Genomic DNA, 25,808 nt, shown 5'->3' on the forward strand with positions numbered 1-25,808 from the left:
GAATGCTTGGCTGAGGCAAACCAAACCTTGCTCGCTCGGCGGCTTACCAAAGCGCTTCTCGCGGTGCAGAAGCCAGCGCCCGCTTCTACTACGCTTGGGGCTGTGGAACATCTATTTCCGCTTTCATGACACAACCGTCATCAATGGCTTTGACGAGGACGACCGGGGGAGGCTCGGGTAATGAATGGGAAAATAACATCGATTGGGAATCGAATTCGAAGCCCTACTTTTGACGGTACATCTGTCGGCATAAGGGATTCAAATTTAACCGTCGTCACATTGAAAATATTGATAAATCTGTACTATTTCGATTTCGGCCGTGGCCGTGAATCCCTTTGCATCTTCGCAATTCTGAACCATGTCAGTTCAAGACTGGTTGTTTCACCTTCTGTCAAATCGGACGTTCCGGCGTGTCAGCCATACCGTTGCCAAGCCGATATGCGAGTACGCAGGCGAAGGTCACAGCAACGGCGCTGAGCGAGCCGATCAAGAGCGGGAGGGCTGTACCCGCGCTGCTGTCGAGTGCGACCCCGCCGAGGAGTGGCCCGAGAGCGCCGGCGCCAAACACGAGCCCGCCGCAGATCGCTGTCATCCGGCCGGAGCTATCGAGCGCGGCGGACATTTCGATGATGTAGTTCCAGGCAAAAACGGATGATGCACTCCAGAACAGGAACGCGCCGCAGTAGAGCAGCGGAGTCTCGACGAGCGCAATCGAGAGCAGTACAAAGGCAGAGAGCAGTTGGCTGAGCGTGACCATGCGCAAGCGCCCGAAACGGAGCCCGAGCCAGATCGTGGCGGCTGAACCGGCCAGGCCGATGACCGTGCCGACCGACAGCACTACCGACAGAACAGCACTATCGATATCGAGCATGACAGCGCGGCGCTCCACGAGCGACCAGGTCGTGGAATCACGAAGCCAGAATGCCGCAGTGCAACCAATGATAAGCACGACGAGGCCCGGGGGCAGGCGCAGCTTTGCCGTTGGCAGGCTTTGGGCTGGTGTGTAATTCTGCAATCCTTCCGCGCGCGAAGAGGCACAGAGCAGTAAGATCATCATGGCGGCCATGCCCGCCGCTTGAAGTCCGAACAGGCCATCGAGTCCGTAGCGCGCGCTGAGCACCGGCGCGGCGGCCCAGATTATCATTTGCCAAGGCAGCATCAGCGCCCAGACCCTTGCGTTGAGACGCGCCGGATCGCGTGATGTCGCGATCAATGCATTTCCACCCGCACTGCAAAGCCCGAAGCCGATACCGGAAAGCGGTAGAGCGATCACGAGTAGACCGGGACTTCCAAAAAGAAGAACAAGCGTCGAGAGAAGCCCGATGGCGGCGCCAAGCAGGATAATCAGCCGCCGCTCGAACCGATGGATGCAAAGACCGGTCAGTGCTGCCGACGCGGCAAGGCAGGCCTGCTGCGCGCTGGCGAGCAGACCTGCTCCGCTTGCGGAATACCCTTGATGTTCGACGAGCGCGCCGATCAGCCACGGCAGAAGCAGTGTCGGGAGATAAGCAATCGCATTTGCCGCGAAGATCGACAAGAGAAGGGCAGGCTCTTCGCGCCAGCCCTTGAGAAGGGTCTGGCCTTCTGTCGGGCGCGCAGTGTCGCCCGCGCTCAATGGTGGCCTGCGGCCGCCATTGCGGCGAGGCCGATCGTGACGCGGAGCGGCTCGATGACCGAACAGCGAACGCCCTCCACGAACAGACGTTCAGCGAGCATGTCTGCGAGATCGGCAAGACCGGTACAACCAAGCAGAATGGCAGTTGCGCCAGCGTCTGCGGCAAGTCGGCTGGCGGCTGCGAGCGCCTCGACGGTGCGCACCGGATCGGTGTGAAGCGCGAGCACGGGAACCTTGATCGACCAGTAGCCTGCAAATGCATGGCCTACACCGAAGTCACGAACCTGTGCCCTGACTTCCACCTCCGCGCCCTCGACCACATCGATGACCGCGAAGCGCAGCCCGAGGCCAGCGGCATAGTGCATCGTGGCCTCGGCAGGCCCAAGCACGGGGATGGCGCATCGCGCGCGGAGCTGAGCCACACCCGGGTCGCACATGCAGTTGACTATGATCGCATCGACGCCGCTTTCAGCGAGTCGCGATCCGATTTCCAGAACATGCGGTGTGCAGGCTGCGACATCCGCTTCGTTTTCGATTGACGACGGGCCGTGATCAAGAAACATCGGTTCAAGGATAATGCCGGGCTGTGCGTAGCTGGCAAGCGCCTGCATCGGAACGGCGCCGGTGTCGATCACGGGATTGAGGATGGCGATCCTCGTCATTGCGCGTGGTGCCGCGTGTCGACCGGCCGGTAGTCGATATCGTATCCGAAAGCGCGGGGGCCGACGACCTCAAGCGCGCGCGGCGTACGCATCAATGCAGGGGCGCTCATCGCCACCACTTTCACACGCTGCCCGTAGCGTATCGCGTCGGAGGTGATGGGCAGGAGCGTGTGGCTATCAAGAACGGAAATGATGTCAGGCGTTGAAGCGACTGCGTTTCCATCTTTCCAGGCGACGAGGAATTCGTTCTGGAAATCGATGCGGAGCGTGTCATCCACGTTGCCGGCGCGCTTCACGATGGCCGTGCCGACGTCGAAGCCGCCTTTCGTGTCATGCTCGCGCGCGGTGATGCTGCCCTCGAACAGCAATTCGCAGGAAAGACCCCAGCGTACACGAAGCGCCGCGCGAAGCGTTTCGAAAGGGTCTCCCGGTGCGCTTGCCGCATCGCGGAGATACCGACCGATATCCCTCGCGAGCGACACGGTTCGTGGCACGGCGTGCGCGCGCACGTCCCGGCCCGAGAGTGGATAGTCGACGCTGAAGCACTTGCTGCCCATCGCCACGGAAAGCGCGCGGACCAGCGCTTCAGCCTTCGCGGTCGACGCGTTCTCGATCACAACGGTCTCGCCGCCTTCGCCCGACACAACGGTCGGCACTGCGCTGAGGCCGCAGATCGCGAACGTGACATGGTCGCTGCGCGGAAAGGCTCTGCCCATGCCGTCTGCGTCGATGACAGGAAGCCCCGTAAGCCCGGCGGCAATCAATGGGACGAGGCCGTTAAAGCCGCCGATTTCGGCTGCGATGAGCGCATCGATCGGTGCGTTCAGGCGCCCCCGCATCGCCGCGATCGCCTGGACGATTTCTCCGTCCATGATCAGCTTTTCAGTGAGCGTGATCGGCGCGCCCACGAACCCCACATTCACGGCAAGCGCATCGTCAGAAAGTTCGGACGGATCGATGATCCTGATTTCTGCCCCGCGCGCGAGGATCGCCTTCAGCAAGGTCACCGCATAGTGCGGCTCGCCGCCGCCGCCCGAACCGAGCATGGCGCAGCCGATGGCAAGATATCCCAAATCCTCGACAGACAAGGTCCAGGCCATGTTCAGGCGTCCGCCAGCTCGCCCGCAACGCGCACGCGTACGCGCCGCGAGTCTCCGGGCATATAGGCCATCGGCAGATCTTCCACCTCGATGGTTTCAATCGACGACGGCGCCGCGCCCGCATTGAGCGCCCGCTCCTCGGCCATTGCGATCGCTGTCCGGATCGCATCTTCGCGGCCGATGTTGTTGAACACCTGATCGACCTCGCCGCTGATCTTGGCCATGGCCGCCCCGACCGCGTTGGCAACGTCGTGATGCTCTACGAACAGCACGTCGGACACGCCTCTCAGTGATTCCGGGATCAGGAACGAACCACCGCCGACTGCAATTAGCGGAACGTCACCGGCACGGGTCTTCATCGAATCGATGCCGTCTTCCAGCATCGTTTTCACCTCGGCGTCAAACCAGTCGAGGGTTGCTGCCGGAATGTTCGCGACACGCTCAGGCGCGCCGATGATTGCGCGGCCGCGGGCAACGCCCATGTCAGTCGCGGTCAGCACGTCGCCGCCAAAAACGCGGCCCTCCTGGGTCAGCCGGTATCCGACGCTGTCGGGGCCAAGGCAAAGCGGATCGGCGTGAATGCGCGTGCCGCCACCAAGGCCGAGACAGAGCACATCCGGCATTCGGAACAGCGTGCGCACGCCGCCGATCTCGACGACGCCATTCGCCTGCCGGGGGAAGCCGTTGACGAGCATGCCGATGTCGCTGGTGGTGCCGCCGACATCGATGACGACCGCGTTCGCAAGGCCGCTCAGCGACGCGGCGCCTCGCATGCTGTTTGTCGGCCCCGACGAGAAGCAGAGCACAGGCGCCCGCTCCGCAGCTTTGGCGGACAGGACGGTGCCGTCGTTCTGCGTGAGGTAGAGCTTCGCGCTGATGCCGCTTGCCGCTATGGCGTCGCGAAAGGCCAGTGTCGTCGTCTTCGCGAGATTTGCGAGCGCGGCGTTCATCAACGCGACATTCTCGCGTTCTAGCAGGCCCATGCGACCAAGGTCGCGCGACAGGGTGACGTTGACACCAGGGCAGAATTTCTCGAGCGCTTCGGCCGCGCGAAGCTCATGGTCGCCGCGCAGCGGCGAGAAGACGCCGGACACCGCCACGGCCTCGACGCCGGAATCGGCGATCCTGCGTGCGGCGTCCTCCATCAGCCGGTCATCGAACGCCGCGATCTCGGCGCCGTCGACTTCGTATCCGCCCGGCAGCAGGATGGTTTCATGCTCCACGAGCGCACGCAGATCGGATGGCCAATCGACGAACGGTGGCAGCGAGGACGAGGCCGGCAGACAGATCCTGATCGCGGTCACGCGGTTGAGGCGCTGGCGTTCGACAACGGCGTTCACGAAGTGTGTCGTGCCGATGATGACGGCGCCGGCCTCGTGCGTTTCCTGGCTCGCACGTGCGATCAGCTCTGCGAGCGCAGCCCTGATACCCGTGGTGACGTCCGCTGTCGTCGGGGACTTGACCGCCGCGACCACGCGCGCACCGTCGAGCAACACGGCATCCGTGTTGGTGCCGCCGACATCAATGCCGATCCGCTTCAATGGGAAGATCCTCTTTGATGGGGGGAGGTGTAATCAAAATCATAGCCGAAGCCGCGCGGTCCAAGCACGGCGAGCGCATGCGCCGTCATGTGCGCAGCGGTGGGTGGCAGTGCCGCGACGACGACCTGCTGTGCATAGCGCAGCGCCTCGGTGCCGATCGGCTCGCCGCGCTGTGCATCGAGGACGCAGATGAGGTCGGGAACGGTGGCGAGGATCGTGTCACCCTGGGCAACCACTGCATACTCGTTCTGGAAATGCACGGTCATTGCATCTCCGTTTGCGGGCATCACTGTCGCAACACCGCGCACGAAGCCGCCCGTGGTTTCGCGGGCGATATCCACGATCCGCCCCCGGACGAGCTCGATTCCCGCTTCCGCCTGCAGAAGCGTTGCAACGGCGTCCGACTGGTCCTGCTGGGCGGCGAGTATGGCCTTGCCGATCCGAATTGCCCGCGAAGGCGTTCCGGCGATACCGTGCGCCTTGATCGTGGCGCCGCGCGCCGCGCTCGCGATTGCGGCAATCGAACCGAAACTTGTCGTCACGGCCCGCATCATGGTTTCCGTCCAGCGGCCATCGAGAGCTTCGGTCATGACAACGCTGTTGTCGCGGATATCGCAGAGCGCCATCGGCGTCATGGGAACGCCGGCGAGCGCAAAGCTCGTCATGTGCGCTTGCGGGAACGAGCGTCCCATCGTGTCGGCATCGACAAGCGGCAGCCCGGTTCGGGCGGCGACGAGCACGGGGATAATGCCGTTCATGCTGCCGATTTCATGGCCCATGATGGCATCGAAACGGTGCCCCAGCGCTTCGAGGGCGCGGACGGGTTTTGCGAAATGGTCAGCGTCAACGAACCGCTCGGTCATGGCGAGCGGGGCACCGGCCATCGCCACCATCGCGACGTTCGCGTCATCGGAAAGCGCATCCATCGGAATCAGCTCGACAGTCGTGCTGCGCAGCAAATCAGCAGCGCACAGGCATTCGAGATAGGGGAAGGAGCCGCCCCCGGCGCTGAGAATGGCCGCGCCCATTCCCAGTGCCTCAAGCGTCTCCGTATCTATACGTGTAGAGGGCATGGCCTAGAACTTTGTCCGCAGGGAAACTCCGTAGGTTCTAGGCGGACCATAGACTTCGATGACAGCCCCGTTTGTTGTCACGAACGGAATGGCGGCGACACGATAGTCCTGCTGGGTGATATTCTGAGCATAGAGCGACAACTCCCATGAGTCGTCGCTGGCGCCGAATCCGATGCGCGCGTTCACGGTCAGATACGCGTCTTCGCGTGTTGCCGGATGATCGGTGAGATTCAGCTTCTGCGAACTCACCCATTTGCCGTCAGCGCGAACGCTCAGCTGGTTTGCATCGATATCCCAGGTCTTCTCAACGTAAGCGCTGACGCTTTCGTCCGGCGCATTGGGAAGGCGCTGCGACTGGAAACTGACAGTGCCGTTGATCACGTCAGGAACGGCGATCGGATCGATACGCGTGTGGAGCAGCGAACCCGACAGGCCTGCCGTCAGCCCCTGACCGAGACGCGCGCGCACATCGATTTCCGCGCCATAGATCTCGCCATCGGTATTGAAGGTCACTGTCGACGGTCCGAGCTGGCTGAACACCTGCACGTCCTTGTAGTCGTAATAGAAGACGCTGCCGTTCACCTGTAGCCAGCTGCCCAGGCTGTACTTCGCGCCGGCTTCGTAGCTCGTCAGCACCTCATCCTTGAACACCGTCTCGTCGACCGTGAAGAATGCGAGGCTGCCTGCGTTATAGCCGCCGGCCTTGGTGCCGCGCGAGATGCCGCCATAGATCATCAGGTCGTCAGACGCAGCATAGGAGAGTTGCAGCTTGCCGTCCCAATTGTCCGACGTGCGGCGCGGGCGGGCGCCGGGCACGGACGCATCGTACCCCGTGCCCTGCACAATGGAAGGATCGGTAAATCCGAACGCATCGCAGCCTGGGCCCGCACAGGGGGCGGACAGGCCAAAATTCTTGCGGTCGTAGGTGTAACGCAGACCGGCAATGAGTTTCAGCTTCGGCGCAAGCGCGAACTCGGACTGCGCGAACACGGCCCAGGTGCGCGTGTCGAGCTTCCAGGCATTGCCGACATTCGCTTCGAAATCGGGGTCGCCGGAATAGAACCCGACCGCGCTGCTGTAGTCGCCATTGATGGCGAGGTAATAGCCGCCGACAACCCATTCCGCCGGACCGCTCGTGCCCGCGAGGCGCAGCTCCTGCGAATAGTCTTCAGCGCGCGCAATCTGATCGTAATAGAGGAGGTCGTAGGATGTGCCGTCGGAATCCTCGTCGCGGTAGGCTTTCCGCAGCCGGCCGTAAGAGGAGATCGACGTGAGGGTGAGATCACCGAGCTTCAGGTTGAGCGTGGCGTTCGCGCCGAAGTGGGTTCGCTCGAAACCGCCCTTGCGATTGTTGGTGATGGTACGCGGACTGCTGTCGTCCACATCGCCGCTGAGGCAATCCGCAGCGTTTGCGCCAATCGCCGTTCCGAAGAACCCGGCGCAGAAATCCGCGAAGTCTGCACCGTTTCCGAGCACAAACAGGCCGGTCGCGGGATCGGGATATCCGGCGCGCGCCCTGAACGGGCTGGTGCTGATCTCGTCGCGCGAGCGGCGTACGGTGATCGAAAGGTCGCTGCCGTTGCCGAACTCTTTGTAGAGCTGCCCGCGCAGGCTGAAATTGTCGCCGTCGCCCTTGCGACCGCCAAGCGTGTTCCGCGCGTAACCGTCGCGCCGATCCTTCACGGCGGAAATGCGTGCAAGCACGCCGCCGCCAAGCGGACCGCTGAGCGCACCTTCCGCACGGAGGCTGTCGTAGTTCCCATACGAGATCTGGCCATAGCCCGAGAACGTCTCGGTCGGTTTGGCGCTGATGATCTGGATGACGCCGCCCGTGGCGTTGCGTCCAAACAGTGTCCCCTGTGGACCGCGCAGGACTTCCACGCGCTCGAGGTCGAAAAGGTTGGCGCCAACCGCGCTGAGATAGGGAACGTAGGAGCCGTCGGCAAAGACCGCGACAGGCGATTCCTGATGATCACCGAAGTCGAACTGCGAAACGCCGCGGAGCGTGAACACGGTGATGACCGGATTGCCGTAGTCGGAAACGGTGAGATTAGGCGCCACGCGTCCAAGCGAGGCGGTCGCAACGATGTTCTGCGCCTGCAGCTCGGTGCCGGTGGCGGCACTGACCGAAATCGGAACGTCCTGGAGACTTTGGGCACGCTTCTGCGCGGTGATGATGATCTCGCCTTCGACCAGAGCCTCACCGCCAGGCGTTTGCGCCAATGCTGCGTGTGAAACGATCGCCGTGCCGCAAAGCGCGAACGCGCGCACCAACGGAGACGTTTTCTTGCCGTTCAACATCCGCGTACCCCCTTTTTCCTCTTTGCTGGCCATTATGTGGCATTGCAGCAAAGGCTCCAGTCATGTTGGTAGTAGGGCGCAAGAGGTGATTAGTAGGGGCCAGTGGAGCGTGCGGCGCCTTTGGCCTTGCGGCTTGCCTGTTCGCGCGTGTGTACGCCAAGCTGCGCATAGATCCGCTTCAGGTGGTAGCGCACTCCGTGGGGTGTGATGCCAAGCTCAAGTGCGATCGCCTTGTCGGACAGGCCGCGCTCCACGCGCTCCAGAACGGATAGCTCTCTTGGCGTAAAGAACGCTGACCCCGCAGTTTCGAAAGTCGCGCCGCGAGGGTGCGGCTTTCCATTCAGCCCGCTGCGCCGCATCCGCTCGATCAGCAGCACCGACCGGGAAAAGCCGCTTTGTGCGATCATGGCCTCGCGCGCGGCCTCACCCCCAAGGCCCATGCTGGCCTGAAACGACCGAAAGCGCAGCTCTGAACGGAGGTTGCCATGTCCCCTGGCCCATTCCGAGGCTTCCTCCAGCATGGCCTGTGCATCCGCATTGCCGGAATGGAAAGCGATCGCGGCCATGGCCTCTACCCGCGCCTCATACGCGCGCCACGGCATGAAGCTGGGTGCAAGCAGGTCTTCGGCAGCAAGGGACGCAAGGGCCCGCCTTGCCTCCGCATGCTTCCCCATCAGAACCAGCAGAAGCGCGCGGTGGTGACCGAGGATATGGGCAAGCGAGCGCACATCCTCCCGGCGCGCATAGTCGATTCCCGTATCGATGAGGGTCAGCGCAGCCTCGTCACTACCTGTGAAGACAAGCTTTTCCGAATAGGTTCGGAAGGCGGCCGCAAAGACATCGGGCCAGCCTTCGAGGCGTGGAAGCCGACGGCAGATGTTACGCAGCCGGGGCAAAGCGGTCTCATCCTCAGGACTGAGCTCGTGGTGTAGTTCCAACCGAAAAGCATCGCGGATCATCGTGAGGCGTTCATCGTCCCGCAGCGCCGCGTTGCACGCGCGGTCGCCTTCATGAAAGGCAGCCTCAGCCTCTGCGACCCTGCCCTTCAGCCCTGCGATCATTCCGATATCGCAGTGCAGGAAGAGCGCCGCATACTGCGATTGCACATCTTCGGCATGGACGATCGCTTTGCGCGCCGCGTCTTCCGCGGCATCGAACGCGCTTTCCATCTGCAGTACGTAGCCTCTCATCGTTCCGGCGGCGCTCATGATGAGCGGCGCCAGGTCCGGAAATTCCATCGTGAAGCCCTCAAGCTCCTCGACATCCGCCATTGTGAGCGGCGTTCCCTGATAGATGGCGAGTAGCGAGCGGCACATCGCCCGCTCGATACGAAGCGCGGGCGGCAGCGAACAGATATCTATCCCGGAGAGCTCGCCTTCGATCTTCGTGAAGAGGTCGCTACTCTCTTTCAGTTGGCCGGTCTTCGACCAGCAGGTGATGCAGGCATAACCAATACGCGGATGCCGCCACCTGAGTTCGGCAGGCAGAAGGTTCACGATCCTGCGTAGTGGCCCGAGGCCGAGTTCGAACCAAAGCCGCAGCGGATTGCAGGCTTCGATGATCTCGGCGATCAAAGGCTCGTCGCCGATGGCAACCGCAATCGCCGTCGCGTGCACGAATTGCCCCATTTCGAGGTGCGCCTCTGCCGCTCTTTTCTGGAAATCCCGCACCGCATTTTCTGTGAGGGCGTCGCTTGCACCCGCGAGCAGATCGACGAAGGCGGGGTGGACCACAAGATCAAGCCCTTCGTCAGCCGGAACCCGGCAGACGAGGCGCCGCTCCAGAAGTTCCGCAAGGAGGCCGTCCGTGGCGCGGCCGTGCATCAGCTGATCGAGAAAGGGTTCAGAAAAGCGCTTGAGATGCGCAAGCCGGCTAAGCAGTTCCCGCTCTTCGTGACCGAGGGCGGAGAGTAGTCGATCATGCAGAAAAGCGCTGATAGGGCTGCTGTCCTGTTCCTGCTGCGGCACGCTGCCCATGCGATCGGCGATCATGATCTGGGCAAGTACAGGCCAGCCTCCGCTCTTCCGGAGTATGACCCGGATCTGATGGTCGGTCACGGCACGCCCTGCAATGGCACGAAGATCGGATCGGTCGAAGAGGAGCATATCTGCCGACAGGCGGCGCAGAAAACCACGACGGGCGAGGTCCGAAACGGGAAGCCTCAGGCGTCCGTCGCTCGCAAGAGCAACAGAGAGATTGCCCGGCATGAAGCGAAAGAGCGGTGCCAGCAGACCGTCCGCGATCTCGGCGGCACTTGACGTGAGATTGTCTAGAACGAGAAGCCATTGCCGTCCCGATCGTTCGATTGCGGCAAGCAGCTTCTGCACTTCGAGCGCAATGACCCCGTCTTCGGCCGGTGAACATTGGATGCCTGCTTCGTGGAGTGCAAAGAAGAGATATTGAAGTGCGGTCTGCGGACTGTCTGTCTCGTCAAAGGTAAACCACGCCGTCCCCCAGCCTTCTGCGTGAAGACGTCCTCGCCAATCGACGAGCAGGCTGGTCTTGCCGAAGCCGGCTGGCGCCTCGATCAGCATCACGCCGCCGGCTGGGGCAACGAAACCATCCAATAACCGAGCGCGTTGGATTCTGGGTGTTTTATCGTGCGCTGGTGCTATCCTGCTCCGCAACAACCACTGAGCACACACCGCACATCTCCAGAACGCTTCTATAAACTGCAACTTTGACACGGAGAGTGCTCAGCACAAGCCTATCGTGACGATTCTGCGGGCGATAGCGTTCGGATGTCCCACTTGTTGGGAACTACTGCCCCCACACTCCGACCGCTCAGTCCGAAGCCCCGCAGTTTACACTGAAGGCAGGGTAAAGAACGCCGACGACACATGCTCTTCCGATTGAAAAATAAGCTATTTTTGTCTTTTTTTATTTCGTCTCCGGCACCACTTTTCACGCTTGTCCGTCGCAGCAACGTGCCGTCCTCGAATGTGCAGGCGTTGAAATGCGCGGATTGCCCGCTCTTAAACGGGAAGCCCCACGTAGTTTTCTGCGATGCTGATCTGCGCGGCGCGGCTTGATGCGATGTAGTCGAGTTCGGCGGCCTGCATGGCGCGCTCGAAAGGGCCGTCGTTCGGGAACCTGTGCATCAGGCGGGTCAGTGCCCAGCTGAAGCGTTCGGATTTCCAGACGCGGCGCAGCGCTTTGGCCGAATAGCCTGCGACGGCATCGTTGTCGGCCTTTTTGAAGAAGCGGGCGAGTGCTGCCGCGGCGTAGTGGACGTCGCTCGCTGCGAGGTTCAGGCCTTTCGCACCGGTGGGCGGAACGATGTGCGCGGCGTCGCCACAGAGCAGCAGGCTCCCGTAGCGCATCGGCTCGAACACGAACGAGCGCAGCGGCGCGATCGATTTTTCGATCGCCGCGCCGCGCGTCATCCGCGCGCCCGCGGTGGGTCCGAGGCGAATCGAAAGCTCGTCCCAGAGTCGTTCGTCGGACCAATCCTCCAGCGCCTCGGTGATCGGCACGTCGATATAGTAGCGGCTGCGCGCCGCGCTGCGCATCGAGGCGAGAGCGAAGCCGCGTTCGTGCGCGGCGTAGATCAGCTCTTCGTTGCACGGCGGCACGTCGGCGAGAATGCCGAGCCATCCGAACGGATAAGCGCGCGCGAACACCTGTCCTGCTGCCGCCGGTATCGCCTGCCGGCTAGGCCCGTGGAACCCGTCGCAGCCCACGATGAAGCGCGCGTCCACGCGGAACTCGCGCCCGTCCTTCCGGTAGGTGACGTAAGGCGTCGTACCCTCGATATCGAACAGGGCGACATCCGCGCAATCGTAGCGAACGTCGAGGCCGCGCGCCGCGCTTGCGTCCATGAGGTCGCGGGTCAGTTCGGTCTGGCCGTAGACCACGACATGTCCGCCCACGAGGGCTTCGAGATCGATACGGATCAGCCGCTCGCCGTCCGCCAGATTGAAGCCGTCATGCTTCAGGCCTTCGGCCTTGAGCCGGGCGTCGAGGCCGAGCCGTTCCATGAGATCGACCGTGATCCGTTCGAGCACGCCGGCGCGGATGCGGGAGAGCACATGCGCCGGGCTGCGGCGTTCGAGAACGATACAGTCTATGCCCGCGCTGTGCAGGCTGTGGCCGAGCAGCAGTCCGGCCGGACCCGCGCCGATGATGCAGACCTGTGTTCGTGCCATCGGCTGCGCCTCAATCGGTGCCGAAGCCGAACAGCGTCTTCGGATTGTCCACGAGGATGAGCTTTCTGTCGGCGGCGTCAGGGGCCCACAGCGCGAGCTGGTTTAGAAGCACGCCGGTGTCGCGGCCGCCGTCCGGAATATGCGGCCAGTCCGATCCCCAGATCGTCCGTTCCGACGCGGCGCGAACGATCGCCTTCGCGATCTCGTCCACGGCGTCCATGCCGCGCTTCTTCGCGAGCCGGTAAGGCGCGCTCGCCTTCAGCCAGCACCGCCCGCCTTTGAGAAGCGCGAGCAGGCGTTCGAAATCCGCCTCGGTGAGCCCGTCTTCCTCTAGCATGTAGCCCATGTGATCGATGACGAAATCAATCTCGAGCGTCGCCAGGAAATCGATGAGATCGCGAACGATGTAGCCGGGGGCGTAGAACTGCAGATGCCATCCGAGCGGCGCCACCTTCGCCGCCGAATCGAGGATGAACTGCTGGATCTCCGCAAGCGGAAGCTCGCGCCGCTTGAAGAGATCGAGCCGGACCCCGCGCACGCCCACCGCGTGCCATTCGCGAAGCGTATCCATCGAAATGTCGGGTTCGATCATGACGACACCGCGTGCGGCGTCTCCCGAAGCCTTGAGCGCGTCGATCAGGCAGCGATTGTCGGTATCGTAAAAGCTCGGCTGAACGATCACGAAAGAACTGAGGCCGAGCACGTCCATCACCGTCCGGTAATGGGCGAGTTTCGCATCGGGCAGTGTGTACTGCGGGTAGCGGACGCTGGGATAGGTTTCAAGCGGGCCGAATACGTGCATGTGCGTGTCGCACGCGCCCGCCGGCATTGCGAAGCCGGGGCGTTCCAGCGAGTCCGCCGCGCGCATCGGCTGCGAGACAAGGGGTTCGATGGGGATCATGTTGCGCGTCTCTCTAGTTCCGATTGAAGTCGTGTCCGGCCATCCGCTCCCGCCAGGCGTTGCAGCGCGCGGCGATTCCGTCCGCGATGATGTCGGTGTCGATCCCGGTGAAGACGAAGGGCGAAAAGCCTGATTTCAGAAAGCCGATGAAGTCCTCCTCGGCTGCAATACCGCCGATGACCGCGATCTTGCCGTGGCGCCGCGCGGCATCGGCCACGGCATTGCAGGCATCGATGAACGCGGGGTGGCGCACATCGCCGGGAAAGCCCATTTCCGCGGTCAGGTCGTTGGCGCCGATGGCGAGAATGTCGATACCGTCCGTGGCGGCGATGGCATCGGCATTCTGAACGCCGAGCCGGGATTCGATGAGCGCCTGACAGATCGTTTGCCGGTTGGCAGCCTCGGTGAGTTCGGCGGTGGATAATCGGCCGAATCCGCTTTGCGGCAACCTGGCGATCATCGACCGCTCGCCTGCCGGTGGGAAGCGGCAGCAGGCCGCAAGGCGCTGTGCCTGTGCCTCTGTTTCCACGCGCGGTAGGATGATGCCTGTGGCGCCGCTGTCGAGAAGCCGCCCGATCACGCCGAAATCGTTTTCAGGGACGCGCACCCAGGCGCCGAGCCCCAAATCGTGGGCGCAGCTCAGGATCTGGCCCGCCACGTCGATCGACATGCCGCAGTGTTCGAGATCGACCCACAGCAGGTCGCAGCCGGCCATGGATGCCATGCGCGCGATATCCGCGGACCGTGCCAAGCGGATGCCGAGCGCGTAGACGGGGGTGCCGTCGGCAAGCCGCACCATAAGATCCGAACCCGTCGCCGATGGCCTGCGAGTGTCGTAGCGCATGTCCCTCGTCCGAAGCTCCCCGCCCGTGGAGCGGCGCTGCCAACCAGCGCGAACTCACGGCACTCCGTTGATTTGCCGGGCCCTATCGATTTATGCTAATTCAATCCGGCTCAACGATTGATTGCTCTGACATATCAATGGACCTCCGCCAGCTTCGGTATTTCGTCACGCTTTGCGAGGAGCTGCACTTCCGCCGCGCTGCGGAAAAGCTGAACATCACGCAGGCGCCGCTCTCGGTCGCGATCAAGTCGCTCGAAACAGAACTGGGTGCCCAGCTGTTTCACCGGACGCAGCGCCGTGTTTCGCTGACACAGGTCGGTGCGGCGTTTCGGCAGCAGGCGGCGGCCGTGCTGGATCAGCTCGATCGCAGCATCGAGGAAATTCGCGAGATGGTCTCCGGCGAAGCCGGGCAGCTTCGCATCGGTTTCACGACGGCATCGTCGCTGCTGGTGTTCTTCCCGCAGATCATTCGCGCCTTCCGCACGCGCTATCCGAAGGTCGATATCCGGCTGCATGACCTGTCGTCGCAGCAGCAGATCGCGGCGCTGGAGAACAGAGACATCGATGTCGGCCTTCTCCGCAGCCCGCAGATTCCCGTGCGTTCGGATATCCACTTCGTCCAGATCCTGCAGGACCCGCTCATCGTCGCGATGCACGCCGACAGTCCGCTGCTGGCGCGCGAGAAACTGCATATCGCGGACCTGCGCGGCGAGCCGATGATCTTCTATCCGCGCAACTCCGGCGTCGGCATTCACGAGCAGTTCCTGCGCCTGTGCGGCGAGGCCGGCTTCGTGCCCAACATCGTACAGGAGGTTCGGGAATCCGCCACGATCATCAGCCTCGCTGCATCGGGCCTCGGCGTTGCCGTCGTGCCGTCCGAGCTGCAATGCATCAATGTCCCCAATATCCGCTTCAAGCCGCTCGCGGACGAGGGTGCCATGACCTATCTGGTGATGGCGTCGCGCGCCGGTGAGGCCAGCACGCTCGTCGCGAACCTCAGGCGCATGGTTCAGGCGTCGATCGCGCGATCGACCACGCCTGTTGATTGCGTTTTCCCATCAATCGACGTGCAAGATTGAATTGGAATAAATCACCCGTTCTCACCTACCTCTACGGTCAGTCACGTTGCACCGCGGAGAAGGTCTGTCAGGGACGGGAACGGCGCGTCGGCTTTCTTCCCCGACCCTGCGATCCCAATTCTCAATGAACCTCCGCAAGGTGCCGGCTGCTGTTCGGGGAGGCACAACAATGAACATGATATCGATGCCGCGTCACGCCGCGATCCTTCTGGCGAGCGCGGCGCTGCCGCTTTACGGGCAGGCGGCCGCTGCCCAGACCAGGGGCGATGCAGTTACCGCGGCGGATGGCGAGGTGCTGGACACCATAGTCGTCACGGCGATGCGGCGCGCTGAAAACCTCGAAAAAATCCCCGTCTCTATCACGGCGCTTACCGGCGGTACGATCGAGAAACTCAACATCGAGACGACCGAGGGCCTCTCGCAATACACGCCGAGCCTCCACATCTACGCGGAGGCGGTCGGTTCGGAAAAATACACGATCCGCGGCATCGGGCGGACGAGCGAGGATCTGAGCGCGGATCCTGGCGTCGCGATCTTCCTGAACGAGGTCTATATTCCGCGGCAGGCGGCCGCGAACCTCGCCTTTTTCGATACGGAGCGCGTTGAAGTCCTGCGCGGTCCGCAGGGCTCGCTCTACGGCAAGAACGCGACCGCAGGCGCCATCAACATCATCACGCGGCAGCCGACCGAGCAGCTCTCCGGCTATGGCGAGGTCGCCTACGGCAGCTTCGACCGCATCACGACCAAGGGTGCGATCAGCGGTCCCATTGTGGATGGTAAGGCCTATGCCCGCCTCGCGTTCCTCACCGACGACCGCGACGGCATGTACCGCAACCTCACCACCGGCGAGAGCGCGAACGACATCAACACGCGCGCTGTGCGCGGCACGCTCAAAATCACGCCGACGGATCGGTTGACCCTGAGCCTGATCGGCGACTGGGCGAAGAGCAAGCAGGACGGTGTGCTGAAGAGCATCATCTCGGACGTTCCGGGGCTGCGCTATGTCTTCTTCACGAACAATCCCGTGACCGGCGCGCCGCGCCCCGGCGTTACCCCGCCGACGCAGGAAGAGAAGCTGCGGACGGCACGCTCGGCGATCAACGGCCGGCAGGGCGTCGAGACCTACGGCGGTGCGTTCAACGTGACCTACGAGGCATCCGGTTTCGATGTCGTTGCGATCACCGGTGTGCGCGCCGAAAAGAGCTACGGCCTCGAGGATAACGGCCGCGCGCAGGAAGTCACTTCCTACACCGAAACCGCGCAGGATACGTGGTCGGCCAGCCAGGAGCTTCGGCTGGTGTCGAGCGAACCGAACGAGCCGGGCAGCGCCAACAGATTCTCGTGGACGCTCGGCGTCTACGCATTCCACGAAGAAGGCAGCCGCACGACGGATATCTACCGCAATGTCGCCCCGTTCAGCGGCATCGCGACCTTTACGCAGCGGATCAACACCGACGCGCTCGCCGCGTTTGCGGAGGCCAAGTACCGGGTTCTCGACAATGTCAGCCTCACCGCCGGCATACGCTACACGACGGAAGAAAAGGCGCTCGACGTCACTGGCATCGCGCGGCGGATCACGGGCATACCCGCAGGTGGACCGGTATCGCCCTTCGTCAACGCCGATTACACGGCAAGCGCATCCAAGCGCTGGAACCGGCTCACGCCACGCGCCGTATTGGACGTATCACTCGCCGAAGGCGCGATGATGTACGCCAGCGTTTCGAAGGGGTTCAAAAGCGGCGGCTTCCAGGGCCAGCCCCCCGCTCCGCCGCTTCGGGAGTTCAGCCCCGAAGACGTGATGAACTACGAGCTCGGCTTCAAGGGCGACTTGCTCGACCGCCGCCTGCAGTTCAGCGCCGCCGTGTTCTACAGCGACTATAAGAACCTGCAGCTTCAAACGTTCGACGTGAACGGCGCCCCGACGACGGCAAGCGCCAGTGCGCGCAGCAAGGGCATCGAATTCGAGATCACGGCGCTTCTTGCAAAGGGCTTCACGGTCAATGCCGGCGCCTCGTTCATCGATCCCGAATATAAGGATTATATCGCGCAGCAGCCGGGCTTCAGCGATCCCGCGCACACTTTCGATCGCTCGGGTGAACGGATCGGCGGCGTGCCCCGGTACAATCTTTCGCTGCGCGCCGATTATCGCTACTCCCTCGGCGATGCCGGCGACCTCGTTTTCTCGGCAAGCGCCGTTGCGGTCGACAAGGTCGTCACCGAGTTCAACACCCTGTGGGCGAACGAATACGCCAAGGGCGATGTCCGCCTGAGCTGGGAGTCGCTGGACGGCGGCTGGATCGTCTCCGGATGGGTCAAGAACGTGACGAACGAGATGTACTATCGCGGCGGCGGACCCGTGGCGAAGTACGATACGGACAAGATTCGGCTGGGCCTGATCAGCGATCCCCGAACTTTCGGCGTCAGCGTCCGGCGTTCGTTCTGACGCCTGCCCGAAAACAGCACGCCGCCGCGCGGCATCGATGTTAGAACCACCTGAAGAAATCGGGGGAGAGCGGAGCGTTGCCGATAGCGATTGACAGGCGTTCGTTCGTTGCGCTCGGCGCGGGTGCAGCAGTATCGATTGCGGCAGGCCCCGTGCTTGCAAAGCCCGCCGCGTCCCACCTGCCCAATATCGTGTTCATTCTGGCGGACGATCTCGGCTACGCGGATGTGTCGTGCTACGGAAATACGTCGCTTCAAACACCGGCGATCGACTCGCTCGCGAGCGACGGAATTCGTCTCCTGAACGGTTATGCGAATTCGCCGGTCTGTTCCGCGACGCGAACCGCGCTCATCACGGGCCGCTATCAGTACCGGCTCCCGATCGGGCTTGAAGAGCCGCTCGCGCATATCAGCCCCGATGTCGGTATCCCGAGGGACCACCCCACGCTGCCGTCGCTGCTTCGCGACGCCGGCTACCGGACAGCGCTTGTCGGCAAATGGCATCTCGGAAAGGCGCCGAATTACGGCCCACTCCTCAGCGGCTATGACGAATTCGTTGGAATGCGTTCAGGTGCGACGGACTATTTCTCGCACCGCAGTGTGGTCGACGAGCCTGATCTCTGGAGAGGGAATGCGCCTCTTGAGGCGGAAGGCTATCTGACGGAGATCCTCGGGCGAGAGGCGACGGGGTTCATCGAGAGAAGCGCGCGGGGGAAACAGCCGTTCTTCCTCAGCCTGCATTTCAATGCGCCCCACTGGCCGTGGGAAGCGCCCGAAGACGGGCCGGAATCGGAACGCATCGCGGGCACCAAGCTGAAGCACCTCGATGGCGGAACGATGCGAACCTATCAACGCATGATCGAGGCGATGGATGCTGAGGTCGCGCGCGTTTTCGAAACGCTGAAGCGGTTCGGCCTCACGGAAAACACCATCGTCGTGTTCACCAGCGACAACGGCGGCGAACGCTTTGCGAAGACATGGCCGTTCAGCGGCCAGAAGTCGGAATTGCTGGAAGGCGGCATCCGCGTTCCCACGATCGTGTCGTGGCCCGCCATGCTGCCGCGCGGCAAGACCAGCACACAGCCGGCGATCACGATGGATTGGCTGCCGACGCTGCTCGGTGCCGCGAAACGCACACCCGATCCGGCCTATCCGACCGACGGCATCGATCTCTTCCCGTTGCTCCGTGGCGGAAGCACTGTCGAGCGGTCGCTCTACTGGCGCTACAAGGGCAATCACCAGCGCGCAATGCTGCGCGGCGCCTACAAATATCTCAAGATTCTCGACAATGAGTATCTCTTCAACGTCGATGAAGATCCGCTGGAGCGGGCCAATCTGCACAGCAGAATGCCCGATATGTTCGAGGACATGAAACGGTCGTGGAAGGCATGGAACCACACCATGCTTCCACAAATCGACGCAAGCTTCACCGAGGCCGTGATGGCGGAGGAGCAGGCGGATCACATCGGCGCTGGGTGGGTCGTCGAAACCGCCGACAATCCCGACTGAGATCTCAGTCCGCGGCCGTGCGGGCCTTGCGCCGCAGGATTGCGGCGGCGAACACCGCCAGTGCGGCAACGGCGCCGGGTATGGCCGCGAAGCTCAGCAGGGTACGGGGGCTCATTTCGGTCGCCATCAGGAAACCGCCGACGAGTGGCCCCACGATCGATCCGAGCCGTCCGACACCGGCGGTCCAGCCCCCGCCAGCGCTGCGAACCTCGGGCGGGAACAGGTCCGCGGTCATCGCCGGGAAGTTCAGCTGTGCACCGAGCAGGAGCATCCCGATGATCAGAAACCCGATCATGGCCGGTGCTGTCCCGGTCGCCATCTGGCCGACGACGAGTACGGCGAATGCGCCCAGCAGCGCGAAGCCGGCATTGAGGAAATAAGGGCCGAACCGGTTGATGACCCTCGCGGTGATGAGCGCACCCACGATCCCGCCGAGATTGAGAACGACAGGCCCCAGCGCCGCGACCTGCGGGCTCGCGCCTTCGGCAAGAAGGATGCTGGGCGTCCAGCTCACGAGGAAATAGGTGAGCATCAGTGTCGAGAACAGTCCGGTCCAAAGCGCAATGGCGGGGAGCAGGCGTCCTTCGGCGAACTGCGCGGTGAACAGTTTCACCATTCCGGAGCCGAGATGGGAATGCGGGGCGACGCGGTAGGTGGGCATCGTCATGCCGACAGCCGCCGCGATCAGGCAGACGATCCCGGTGCCCAGAAAGATCGCGCTGATGCCGTGATGAAGCAAAGCGGAGGTGAGCGCGCCGCCCACCACGGCGCCCAGCGGATAGCCGATGTACATCAGCGTCACCGTGCCGCTGCGTTTCCCGGGTGCGGCGAAATCGGCGGTCAGCGCGATGATGGCGGGGATCGCGCCCCCGAGGCCGAGTCCTGCGACAAAGCGCAGAACCAGAAGGCTCTGGAACGTTTCGGCAAGGGCGCATAGCAGCGTCGCGACGCCGGCGAGCAGCAATGACAGGACGAGCATCGGCTTGCGGCCGAGGCGATCGCCGAGCGGCCCCATCGCGAGCCCACCGATCACCGCCCCGCTGTACCCCGCGGCGAACACGCCACCGATCTGGGGATGCGTCAGGCCCCAGTGCTGCGCAAGGAGCGGCGCGATGAATGCGATCATCAGCGTGTCGTAACCGTCCACCATGGCGATGAAGAACGCCTTCGTCGCAACACTCTTCGATGTCGTGCCCGTAGACTCTGGTGCGCGCGTCATTTCCGTTCACTCCCCCGGATTAACCGACTGAAGCCTCTCCCAAAGGCGCGTGCCGATCCAATTCAATCCTCCTTGACGATTGATTGGTGTTCTAGATCAATTGCCGGGTAAAAATGAAATTGTGCGAACCATTCGGCCGCAATACCCATGCCACGACAGTATAAGCGCAATCCGGGCAAGGCAGGTGATGTCCATCCTTTCGATCCACCAGCGCCTTGAAACCTCGGGCGCAAGAACGGCGCTGCCTTTCAGACTCGGAAACGACATCTGGCTTGGGGTGGCGCAGCTCGCCGAAGACATCGAAGGCACGCCGCCGCACATGAACGGCGGCAACAACGACATCGACGCGCTTCTCTTCAAATGGGTGGGCGAAGGTTTCGAACCGCAAGCCCGCATTCCCGCACACGGCGGGGAGGACATCGAGGTCTTCCGGATCGGCGATGCCGTGTTTCTGGCCCTCGCCAACCTCAGAAGCGGTTCGGGGCCTTACGAGCCGAACGTGGCATCCGTCATTTACCGATGGCGGGATGAGAGATGGGAGGTCTTTCAGACCATCGATACCTTCGCCGCAAAGCAGTGGCGCCACTTCACGTTCGACGGACGCCATTTCCTGGCGCTCGCGCAGGGGCTCACCCTGCCGCATCTCACCGCCGTGAACCCGGCGCAATCCTGCATCCTTGAATGGGACGGTGCGCACTTCGTGCCGTTTCAGGTGCTGGACGGTCTGTGGGGGTATAATTTCACGCACTTCACGGTCGATGGTGCGCACTATCTCGCCTACGCCGATCACACGAGCGAGAGTCTGATCTACCGCTGGGACGGCAAGACCTTCGTTCGCTTCCAGTCGGTTGTCGATAAAGGTGGGCGCGCGTTCAGCCATTTCCGCAGGAACGGGACCGACTATCTCGCCTTCGCCCGGATCGACGGCGAATCCGTGCTTTACCGGTGGAACGGCGGCGAATTCGCGCCCTATCAGACGCTCGGCGGTCCGGCCGGGCGTGAGTTCTGTGTTTTCGAGGCCGGGGGCGATCTCTATCTCGTCCGCATCTGCTTCATCGAAGGCACGCCCGCGGACCCGAAGACCGATCTGCAGTCGGAGCTTCATTGCTGGCAGGACGATCGCTTCGTTCTCGCCGAGACGTTCCCGACCTTCGGCGGAACCGATGCCCATGTTTTCGAGGCGAATGGCGCCAGATATCTCGTCGTTTCGAACAGCCTGACGGCTGATATCCGCTTCCGTACCGACACGATCGTTTACCGTCTCGGCGTTTGAGCAGGGCAATCCGATGCAAGAACCGCACGCAGCATTTCTGGATCTCTTCGAGGCCTATACCGGGCAGCCCGACGCGATCGGCCCGCACCTCAACGCGCACATGGGCAGGTTGTCGGCAGGTGCTCCGCTTCTGGTGGCGACCGGAACCGATCTCGTGCTGTTTCCCGGCGGCGGCGCGAAGCCGCGCATCCTGAACTTCCGTCTCGGTACGCGGGGGTTCAAGGAACTGACGGCGATCTCGCACTTGGGCGTCGCGGTTCCCTACCTGCGGCGCATGTACGAGCTCGACTGCGCCCAGTGGCGGGATGATGCGATCCGGCTCAAGGCTGCTGTCGAGGCCGCGCAGCGTGCGAATTCACCCGAATTCTGGCGGGACGATGTCGCCGCCGTCGCATTCCGGGGACGCGAAGAGGCGATCGCTGGAATGACCGCCTACGCCTGCGCGGCGACGCTCCGGGTCCTGGAACGCCTGCTTCGCGATCCTACGGGTATCGACTTCGAATATCTCCGAACCGAATGGCTGGACGTCCGCGAAGGCGGCGATTTCCCTATCGCCATGAACGACGTGATGGCGGCGACCTTCGCGCTTGTCTTCCTCGATGCCGCATATCGGACGATCACATGGCTCGGCGAGCACGACATCGCGTGGGACCGCGCGATGGTTCTCATCAGCGGAAAGGCGGGCCGGCCGACGGCGGGCGTGACCTGGCAGACGAACAGCATGTGCCATCTCCTTTGGCAGGCATCCGGTCAGCAGTTGCCGCCCGATCGTCTGTACATCGCGCCGCACGGGCCCGATCTCGATCTGGCCCAGTTGGCGGATGAAGGCGTCGCCAGTAGAATCGAGGCGCGGTTCCGGGAAATCTGGTTTAGCACCAACGCGACGGTGGAAATGGGCCGCCTGATGTTCGACGGCTACCCCGCGTTTCATCGCCCGGTCGAGGCGGCGCCCGTCGTCGACGCCGGGACGCGTGAAGCCGCCGAGCTTCCCCACGTCCGCTCTGTCGACGATCGCAGGGCGATCATCACGCGGCTCCGTTTCGTCATGGAAGATCCCGCGCAGCAGCTTGCAAACGCGGGTGCGCAGTTCATTGTCGATCAGCTCTGCGGCAACGGCAATGTTCCCGAAGCGGTCGTCGTTCCGGGCCTCGACAATATCGATTATCGCGCCGGATAATCCGACTATCCCTCACGCTTCAGGAAGCCGCGTGTGAACAGACGGATCATGAACGCGTTGCGCCTTGCGATCATCGGCTTCGCGTACATGGATTGGCCGAGCGCGTGCTCGGCGAAGGGTTCGATGACGGCGGGGCCGATGAAGTCGAACACCATGTAGATCGCCGCCCATTCGCGGTCGACGTCGGGCTGCAGGAAACCGAGCCTTGCATTGTTGTCGATGAACTGGCGCATCACCGCCAGCATCTCGTCGAACAGCGCCTGGCTGCCGGGGGTGCGCTCCATCAGCGACATGCGCGCGTACATCAGCGCGTCGTGGTCGCGGGGGATCCAGTCGAGCGCGTCCTCGATCGCCTTTTCGAGCGCCTCGACGGACGAGTGCTCGAGTACGGTGGCGTAAAGTTCACGAATCTCCTCGCGCACATGCGCGTCGATGGCTTCGCGCAGGCCGTCCTTCGATCCGAAGTGCGTGCGCACCAGCCCGAGTGAAACGCCGGCCTCCGCGCCGATCTCGCGCAGACCAACGGCGGCGAAGCCCCTTTCGGCGAACAGCTTCATGCCGGCTTTCAGAAGCTGGCGGCGGCCCTGCGCCTCGACCTGACTCACAATCGCGTTCCTTCAAAACAGGACTATACAGACGTATACATTCGATATATACGATCGTATACGTGAGGGGAAATTAGACACGATCCCGATCTGGATTTCCAGCGGGCAGGAGGGAGGGGCTCATGGTTAGGGTGGAGAAGAGGCGCGCGGCAGGCTTGCTTGTCGGCGTTGCGGGTCTGGTGGTGGCTGCAACGTCGGCGCTGGCGCAAGAGGAAGGCGGCGTGGAGCGCGAGGAAATCGTGGTCACCGCGCAGCGGCGGGCGCAATCGATTCAGGATGTGCCGATATCGATTTCGGCCCTCAGCGCCGAAGACATCGAGCGCGCGGGCTTCTCCGAGTTCGACGATTACGCGACGCGCATTCCGAACCTCAGCTTTTCCGCCTCGGGCTCCAGCTCGACCGACGGCGCGCTGTCGATCGCGATCCGTGGCGTGTTCGGCAACAACACGACCGGCTTCTACATCGACGATTCGCCGCTGCTCGCAACGCTCAACCCGCGCGTTGTCGATCTCGAGCGCATCGAGGTGCTGCGCGGCCCGCAGGGCACGCTCTACGGTGCACGCTCGATGGGCGGCACGGTGCGGCTCATCACCACCCAGCCCGATCTCGATGAAACGTCCGGACGGGCGCACGCGCTCGTATCGACGATCCACGAGGGCGGCATGAACTATGGCGTCGACGGCGCCGTGAACGTGCCCGTCGTGCCCGGCGTATTTGCCGTGCGCGCCGTGGGCTACATTCAGGAAAACGGCGGCTTCATCGATCGCGCGTCGCGCGATGATGCGCCGACGCCGTTCGCCCGGCGCAAGGACATCGACAGCGAGTCGGTACAGGGCTTGCAGCTTTCCGGTCTCCTGTCGCTCGCGGGCGGCGATCTCACGATCGCGCCGCGCATCATGTACGAACGCACTGAGCGCGACGGCCGCACGCAGGCGGATTTCCGGGCGGGCAACCGCGTCAATCTCCGCCAGTACGACATCGACGAGCCGAGCGAGAACGAATGGACGCTCGCAACGCTCACGGCGACGTACAACGCATCGTTCGGCACGTTCCTCGCCGCCACGTCGTGGTTCGATCGCAGCTACAGCGATTCCGAGGATTTCTCGGAATGGACGACAGCAGTGCTCGGCTTCCAGGGCGCATCGACCACTTTTTCCGAAACCGACCAGAAGATCTTCAGCCAGGAGCTGCGCTTCGTATCGGGCTGGGAAGGCCCCGTCGATCTTACCGCCGGTCTCTTCTACCAGCGCTCGAAGTCGGACTGGCGTTTCCCGACCACGATCGTCGAAGGCTTCTCCGACGACGCGTTCAATCTCGACAACCCCACCAAGGTGACCGAGAAGGCCGTGTTCGCCGAGGCGACGTGGCACGCGACCGATGCGCTTCGGTTCATCGTCGGCGCACGCGCGTTCAAGAACGAGGTCGATTTCCATCTCCGGCAGGGCGGCGATTTCATCGGTCCGGATGAATTCTACGCGGGCAAGCAGAGCGAAAAGGGCGTCACCCCCAAGGTCGGCGTTCAATACGATATCGACGACGACCGGATGCTGTATTTCACCATGTCCGAAGGCTTCCGTGTCGGCGGCGTGAACTTCTATGCCGCTGCGCTCTGCCAGGCGGAAATCGACGGCCTCGGCCTCGGCGATACGACAACGTTCGATTCGGATTCGCTGCGTTCCTACGAGGCGGGATTGAAATCGTCGTGGCTCGATCGCCGTATGACGGTAAATGTCGCCGCGTTCCGCATCGACTGGAAGGATCTGCAGCAGCGGCAGGGTCTCGGCTGCGGCTTCTCGCTCAATGTGAACGCGGGCGAGGCGCGGCTTCAGGGTGCCGAACTCGAATTCGATCTGCTGCCGTTCGACGACACGCGCATTCTGTTCAACGTCGGATACGTCGATACGGAAATCACCGACACGGGCGGGCTTAGCACGGTCACGCGCGGGCAGGCGATCCAGAACGTCCCCAAGTGGACGTGGAGCGTCGCGCTCGATCAAGATTTCGAGATCGGCTCGATCCCGGCGTTCCTGCACGCTGATTACTCCTACACCGGCGGCAGTTGGAGCGGGAACAACAACCCGACGACGCCGCTGCGTCGGCCTGCGTTCCAGGTGGCGAATGCGCGGCTTGGCGCGGAATTCGGGCTGGGCAGGATTTCCCTCTTCGTCGACAACGTCTTCGATGAAGCGGCGAACTATGCGGATATTCCCCCGCTCGGCGTGCAGACGCCCGGCCGTCCGCGGATCGTCGTCAACCAGCCGCGGACGATCGGTATCGAGTGGCGCCGCAGTTTCTAGCGCATCGTGCGGAAAAGTGGGA

At 62.9% G+C, this 25,808-nt stretch carries 18 protein-coding genes; 6 read left to right on the plus strand and 12 right to left on the minus strand.

The window, feature by feature from the left end; translation table 11 throughout:
- Window positions 1–391: 391 nt before the first annotated feature.
- From ACE3TJ_RS11345 to ACE3TJ_RS11390, 10 genes are all read right to left on the minus strand, one after another.
- Window positions 392–1,615, minus strand: coding sequence for an MFS transporter (locus tag ACE3TJ_RS11345; RefSeq protein WP_374596169.1), 1,224 nt, complete (start codon window positions 1,613–1,615; stop codon window positions 392–394).
- Complete coding sequence (locus tag ACE3TJ_RS11350) at window positions 1,612–2,277, minus strand: aspartate/glutamate racemase family protein (protein WP_374596170.1); 666 nt, start codon at window positions 2,275–2,277, stop codon at window positions 1,612–1,614. The genes ACE3TJ_RS11345 and ACE3TJ_RS11350 overlap by 4 nt, the downstream gene beginning before the upstream one ends.
- Window positions 2,274–3,377 carry a DUF917 domain-containing protein gene (locus ACE3TJ_RS11355; RefSeq protein WP_374596171.1) on the minus strand — a complete coding sequence of 368 codons (1,104 nt, stop codon included), beginning with the start codon at window positions 3,375–3,377 and terminating at the stop codon, window positions 2,274–2,276. Before ACE3TJ_RS11355 ends, ACE3TJ_RS11350 begins: the two co-directional genes overlap by 4 nt.
- A 2-nt stretch (window positions 3,378–3,379) precedes the next feature.
- Window positions 3,380–4,918 (minus strand): ROK family protein, encoded by a 1,539-nt coding sequence (locus ACE3TJ_RS11360; protein ID WP_374596172.1) that lies wholly within the window; start codon window positions 4,916–4,918, stop codon window positions 3,380–3,382.
- Window positions 4,915–5,991: a DUF917 domain-containing protein gene (locus tag ACE3TJ_RS11365; RefSeq protein ID WP_374596173.1), complete on the minus strand. Its 1,077-nt coding sequence runs from the start codon at window positions 5,989–5,991 to the stop codon at window positions 4,915–4,917. The genes ACE3TJ_RS11360 and ACE3TJ_RS11365 overlap by 4 nt, the downstream gene beginning before the upstream one ends.
- Before the next feature lie 3 nt (window positions 5,992–5,994).
- Window positions 5,995–8,292, minus strand: coding sequence for a TonB-dependent receptor (locus ACE3TJ_RS11370; RefSeq protein WP_374596174.1), 2,298 nt, complete (start codon window positions 8,290–8,292; stop codon window positions 5,995–5,997).
- Between the two features lie 89 nt (window positions 8,293–8,381).
- Window positions 8,382–10,826 (minus strand): LuxR C-terminal-related transcriptional regulator, encoded by a 2,445-nt coding sequence (locus ACE3TJ_RS11375; protein WP_374596175.1) that lies wholly within the window; start codon window positions 10,824–10,826, stop codon window positions 8,382–8,384.
- A gap of 441 nt (window positions 10,827–11,267) precedes the next feature.
- Window positions 11,268–12,440 (minus strand): 4-hydroxybenzoate 3-monooxygenase, encoded by a 1,173-nt coding sequence (pobA, locus tag ACE3TJ_RS11380; protein WP_374596176.1) that lies wholly within the window; start codon window positions 12,438–12,440, stop codon window positions 11,268–11,270.
- Window positions 12,441–12,450: 10 nt separating this feature from the next.
- On the minus strand, window positions 12,451–13,341 hold the full coding sequence (locus ACE3TJ_RS11385) for an amidohydrolase family protein (protein WP_374596177.1): 891 nt from the start codon (window positions 13,339–13,341) through the stop codon (window positions 12,451–12,453).
- Window positions 13,342–13,354: 13 nt separating this feature from the next.
- Window positions 13,355–14,185 (minus strand): HpcH/HpaI aldolase/citrate lyase family protein, encoded by an 831-nt coding sequence (locus tag ACE3TJ_RS11390; RefSeq protein WP_374596178.1) that lies wholly within the window; start codon window positions 14,183–14,185, stop codon window positions 13,355–13,357.
- A gap of 137 nt (window positions 14,186–14,322) precedes the next feature.
- Between ACE3TJ_RS11390 and ACE3TJ_RS11395 the strand changes: the two genes are divergently transcribed.
- From ACE3TJ_RS11395 to ACE3TJ_RS11405, 3 genes are all read left to right on the plus strand, one after another.
- The gene (locus ACE3TJ_RS11395; RefSeq protein WP_374596180.1) at window positions 14,323–15,264 is read left to right on the plus strand and encodes a LysR substrate-binding domain-containing protein; all 942 of its coding nucleotides are present in this window, start codon (window positions 14,323–14,325) and stop codon (window positions 15,262–15,264) included.
- A 169-nt stretch (window positions 15,265–15,433) separates the two neighbouring features.
- Window positions 15,434–17,707: a TonB-dependent receptor gene (locus ACE3TJ_RS11400; protein WP_374596182.1), complete on the plus strand. Its 2,274-nt coding sequence runs from the start codon at window positions 15,434–15,436 to the stop codon at window positions 17,705–17,707.
- Between the two features lie 77 nt (window positions 17,708–17,784).
- Window positions 17,785–19,215 carry a sulfatase gene (locus ACE3TJ_RS11405; protein WP_374596184.1) on the plus strand — a complete coding sequence of 477 codons (1,431 nt, stop codon included), beginning with the start codon at window positions 17,785–17,787 and terminating at the stop codon, window positions 19,213–19,215.
- A gap of 4 nt (window positions 19,216–19,219) precedes the next feature.
- On the opposite strand, the gene ACE3TJ_RS11410 is transcribed toward ACE3TJ_RS11405, so the two are convergent.
- Entirely contained in the window at window positions 19,220–20,434 is a 1,215-nt protein-coding gene (locus ACE3TJ_RS11410; protein WP_374596186.1) for an MFS transporter, read from the minus strand.
- Between the two features lie 187 nt (window positions 20,435–20,621).
- On the opposite strand from ACE3TJ_RS11410, the gene ACE3TJ_RS11415 reads away from it, so the two are divergent.
- The gene (locus ACE3TJ_RS11415; protein WP_374596188.1) at window positions 20,622–21,707 is read left to right on the plus strand and encodes a hypothetical protein; all 1,086 of its coding nucleotides are present in this window, start codon (window positions 20,622–20,624) and stop codon (window positions 21,705–21,707) included.
- Between the two features lie 13 nt (window positions 21,708–21,720).
- On the plus strand, window positions 21,721–22,884 hold the full coding sequence (locus ACE3TJ_RS11420; RefSeq protein ID WP_374596190.1) for a DUF5624 domain-containing protein: 1,164 nt from the start codon (window positions 21,721–21,723) through the stop codon (window positions 22,882–22,884).
- A gap of 5 nt (window positions 22,885–22,889) precedes the next feature.
- Here the strand turns inward: ACE3TJ_RS11420 and ACE3TJ_RS11425 are convergent, their stop codons facing one another.
- Window positions 22,890–23,489: a TetR/AcrR family transcriptional regulator gene (locus ACE3TJ_RS11425; protein ID WP_374596192.1), complete on the minus strand. Its 600-nt coding sequence runs from the start codon at window positions 23,487–23,489 to the stop codon at window positions 22,890–22,892.
- A gap of 122 nt (window positions 23,490–23,611) precedes the next feature.
- Here ACE3TJ_RS11425 and ACE3TJ_RS11430 point away from each other — a divergent pair, with 122 nt between their 5' ends.
- The gene (locus ACE3TJ_RS11430) at window positions 23,612–25,786 is read left to right on the plus strand and encodes a TonB-dependent receptor (RefSeq protein WP_374596194.1); all 2,175 of its coding nucleotides are present in this window, start codon (window positions 23,612–23,614) and stop codon (window positions 25,784–25,786) included.
- The last annotated feature ends 22 nt before the right edge of the window (window positions 25,787–25,808 follow it).

The sequence above is a fragment of the Sphingosinicella sp. genome, from assembly GCF_041916975.1.
Taxonomy (GTDB): Bacteria; Pseudomonadota; Alphaproteobacteria; order Sphingomonadales; family Sphingomonadaceae; genus Sphingosinicella.

Bases quoted from the DNA above. Each gene is read 5' to 3' on its own strand.
- ACE3TJ_RS11420 (WP_374596190.1), top strand. From the start codon at position 21,721: ATGCAAGAACCGCACGCAGCATTTCTGGATCTCTTCGAGGCCTATACC.
- ACE3TJ_RS11410 (WP_374596186.1), bottom strand. From the start codon at position 20,434: ATGACGCGCGCACCAGAGTCTACGGGCACGACATCGAAGAGTGTTGCG.
- ACE3TJ_RS11395 (WP_374596180.1), top strand. From the start codon at position 14,323: ATGGACCTCCGCCAGCTTCGGTATTTCGTCACGCTTTGCGAGGAGCTG.
- pobA (WP_374596176.1), bottom strand. From the start codon at position 12,440: ATGGCACGAACACAGGTCTGCATCATCGGCGCGGGTCCGGCCGGACTG.
- ACE3TJ_RS11415 (WP_374596188.1), top strand. From the start codon at position 20,622: ATGTCCATCCTTTCGATCCACCAGCGCCTTGAAACCTCGGGCGCAAGA.
- ACE3TJ_RS11350 (WP_374596170.1), bottom strand. From the start codon at position 2,277: ATGACGAGGATCGCCATCCTCAATCCCGTGATCGACACCGGCGCCGTT.
- ACE3TJ_RS11365 (WP_374596173.1), bottom strand. From the start codon at position 5,991: ATGCCCTCTACACGTATAGATACGGAGACGCTTGAGGCACTGGGAATG.
- ACE3TJ_RS11400 (WP_374596182.1), top strand. From the start codon at position 15,434: ATGAACATGATATCGATGCCGCGTCACGCCGCGATCCTTCTGGCGAGC.
- ACE3TJ_RS11390 (WP_374596178.1), bottom strand. From the start codon at position 14,185: ATGCGCTACGACACTCGCAGGCCATCGGCGACGGGTTCGGATCTTATG.
- ACE3TJ_RS11430 (WP_374596194.1), top strand. From the start codon at position 23,612: ATGGTTAGGGTGGAGAAGAGGCGCGCGGCAGGCTTGCTTGTCGGCGTT.
- ACE3TJ_RS11355 (WP_374596171.1), bottom strand. From the start codon at position 3,377: ATGGCCTGGACCTTGTCTGTCGAGGATTTGGGATATCTTGCCATCGGC.
- ACE3TJ_RS11385 (WP_374596177.1), bottom strand. From the start codon at position 13,341: ATGATCCCCATCGAACCCCTTGTCTCGCAGCCGATGCGCGCGGCGGAC.
- ACE3TJ_RS11370 (WP_374596174.1), bottom strand. From the start codon at position 8,292: ATGTTGAACGGCAAGAAAACGTCTCCGTTGGTGCGCGCGTTCGCGCTT.
- ACE3TJ_RS11375 (WP_374596175.1), bottom strand. From the start codon at position 10,826: ATGCTGATCGAGGCGCCAGCCGGCTTCGGCAAGACCAGCCTGCTCGTC.